At 51.8% G+C, this 2812-nt stretch carries 5 protein-coding genes; all 5 read left to right on the top strand.

Features of this window, described 5'->3' with window-relative positions:
* Positions 1-146: 146 nt before the first annotated feature.
* The gene (locus KDK14_RS12095; protein ID WP_257265381.1) at positions 147-428 is read left to right on the top strand and encodes a hypothetical protein; all 282 of its coding nucleotides are present in this window, start codon (positions 147-149) and stop codon (positions 426-428) included.
* A gap of 7 nt (positions 429-435) precedes the next feature.
* Positions 436-1809 carry a phage terminase large subunit gene (gene terL, locus KDK14_RS12090; RefSeq protein WP_257265380.1) on the top strand — a complete coding sequence of 458 codons (1374 nt, stop codon included), beginning with the start codon at positions 436-438 and terminating at the stop codon, positions 1807-1809.
* Between the two features lie 65 nt (positions 1810-1874).
* Positions 1875-2069, top strand: a complete 195-nt coding sequence (locus KDK14_RS12085) for a type II toxin-antitoxin system VapB family antitoxin (RefSeq protein WP_257265379.1) — start codon at positions 1875-1877, stop codon at positions 2067-2069.
* On the top strand, positions 2066-2458 hold the full coding sequence (locus KDK14_RS12080) for a PIN domain nuclease (RefSeq protein ID WP_257265378.1): 393 nt from the start codon (positions 2066-2068) through the stop codon (positions 2456-2458). Before KDK14_RS12085 ends, KDK14_RS12080 begins: the two co-directional genes overlap by 4 nt.
* Positions 2459-2562: 104 nt before the next feature.
* The coding region (locus tag KDK14_RS12075) for a DUF935 domain-containing protein (protein ID WP_257265377.1) at positions 2563-2812 on the top strand (250 nt) is incomplete at its 3' end.

Raw genomic sequence — 2812 nt, 5'->3', positions numbered from 1 at the left:
GGTGGGTATTACCCATCAGGCCATCACCGCCCGGTTAGCTGGCGCAAAAGAAAAATTGAGCGCAAGGACACCCACCGAGATGGTGGCGGTGTGTTTTGCCGAAGGATGGATGCGGAAGAAGGGAGAGAGTAAGGATGCCTAAAAATATGGTTTGCAGCATTTCATTATCAGTACACGAAGACAATGACAAGGAACGGGCACTGATGTTATATCCACAGGGCAACCCGCAAGCCAGGCCCATCAGTGTTATTGTTGATTTCCCCGAACACGATATGATGAGCGAAGAGGCCATGGTGAGCATGATGGAAAGCATGGCACACACCATGGCAGAGGAGTACAGACAACACCTGAAGCAGAAGACAGCCAGCAACGAAGAAATCGCCAGGCAAGTCGTCGGAGATTTTTTCAAACGGGCAAGGCAGGGCTGAGGCCTGCGTGGCGATCACCTGGTCACCCCAGCCCGGTCCACAGACCGCCCTGCTCACCTGCCCTATAGAAGACATTCTCTATGGCGGTGCCCGGGGCGGCGGCAAGACCGATGGCTTTTTAGGCAAGTGGCTGATGAGGTCGCAGGTTTATGGCGGCAAGTGTAAGGGATTATTCGTCCGCCGCAGTATGCCCGAGCTGGATGAGGTCATAGGCCGAAGTCAGGAGATATTCACCCCATTAGGAGCCCTCTGGAAAGCGCAGAAAAGCACATGGGTCATGCCCAACGGCGCTATTTTGAGGCTCCGCAGTTTGGAGCGGGATGCTGATGCGGGCAAGTACCAGGGACACAGCTACACCGATGTATATATAGACGAAGGCGGCAACTTTCCTAACCCCGACCCAATCGACAAACTGAACGCCACATTACGAAACCCCCACGGCATACCCTCCAGCTTTAACGTGAGCGCCAACCCCGGCGGCCCGGGTCACGAATGGATAAAAAAACGCTACATTGACCCTGCTCCATTTGGTATGCAACCCGTCACCGATGACAGCAGTGCGACGAGACGCATCTATATCCCGAGCCGACTACAGGACAACCGTCTCCTGATCGAGGGCGACCCCGGTTATATGGATCGCTTGAAAAAGTCAGGCCCACCGTGGCTGGTGCAGGCATGGCTGATGGGCGATTGGAACGCCACACCGGAAGGTGGCCTGATCAAAGCGCAGTGGTTCAAACGATACAACATCGCACCATCTGAATTTTTAAGAGTTATTCAGAGCTGGGATACGGCTTATAAACCAGAGCAGGTGAACGATCCGAGCGTCTGCACCACCTGGGGAGAAACCCGGCATGGTTGGTATTTGTTGGATGTATTCAGGGAGCGCATGGAGTACCCGGCACTGAAGCGAGCAGCAGCCAGTTTATATGAGGCATGGCGGCCTCAGGGCGTGCTGATTGAGGACAAGGGCAGCGGGCAGAGCTTGATCCAGGAGCTGCGCCAGGGCGTAGGGGTGGGACAGACAAAAGTCAGGATTCCCGTTATCCCCATCGACACCAAAGGCATTAACAAGGTAGACCGATTGATCGCCGTATCCAGCCTGTTTGAAGCAGGTATGGTTTATTTACCCGAGGTATCGCAATGGTCATTGGATTACGAGATCGAGATGACCATTTTTCCCCTCGCCCCCCACGACGACCAAGTGGACAGCACCAGCCAGTTTCTAAAGTGGGCACATGAGAACAGCGCCAGCTTTGACCATGCTGCCAGTGGCAGGAAACGGGTGGGACTGGTTGCATCAGAGGAACGGGCTGACAGCATCAGAGCCAATCAGGGTTACGGTACAGTCAGAGGGAGTAATGATTTTCGAGGTTATTAAGTGCTATTGTTGATGGATTGGCTACAATACACACAAACAGAAAAAAACATACACACAGGTGAGCCATGAGAACCAATATTGTTATTGATGATGAACTGATGCAGGAAGCATTAAATGCCAGCGGACTGACGACCAAGAAAGAAGCGGTAGAGGCGGGTTTGAAAGCTTTGATACAGCTGAAAAAGCAGGAAAAAATCAGAGAGTATCGTGGCAAGCTGAACTGGGAAGGCGATCTGGATGATATGAGAACCGACAAATGATGATGGTAGATTCATCGGTCTGGATTGACTATTTCAATGGCATATCCACTGATGCCAGTGACTATCTGGATGCCGCATTAGGCCGACAGAACCTTATTATCGGCGACCTGATTCTTGCAGAAGTATTGCAGGGATTCAGAAGTGAAAAAGATTTTAACAAGGCAAAGTCACTACTGACGTCATTGGACGTTCATAATTTACTGTCTCAGGACTTGGCCATCAAAAGTGCTTCCAACTTCCGCTATCTCAGAAAAAGAGGTATTACAGTACGCAAAACCATTGATGTGATGATTGCTACCTACTGTTTGGAACATGATATTACCCTGCTCCATTCTGATCGGGACTTTTTGCCCTTTTCAGAGCATCTTGGGTTACCAATCCAGCCATAGCCCGCCAGCTATTCGGCACCTTACAGCGGAATTTTTAGACCTGATAGAGAGTAAAATCCGTTGGCACACTCCTGCTGATCAAAGTCATTTTTTGGTGTGTGAACATGGCAGGTAAACCCACTCTCGGCGAAATCGCCCAAGCCGACCACGGCATTCTGATGAGCAAAGCCTATACCCACATGCTGATGGAAAACCCCGACAGCGTCCTCCAGCAGCGAGGCCGGGATATGCGGCTCTATGATGAGCTGCTACGGGACGATCAGGTGAAACCCTGCTTTCAGCAACGACGGCTGGCCGTGACCCAATCGGAGTGGGACGTGGAGCCTGCCAGTGAGAGCAGCGAAGACAAAGCCG

Source organism: Endozoicomonas sp. ONNA2 (assembly GCF_024606365.1).
Taxonomy (GTDB): Bacteria; Pseudomonadota; Gammaproteobacteria; order Pseudomonadales; family Endozoicomonadaceae; genus Endozoicomonas.
Note: the sequence above shows the minus strand (reverse complement) of the source record. Positions and strands in the feature narration are given on the sequence as shown.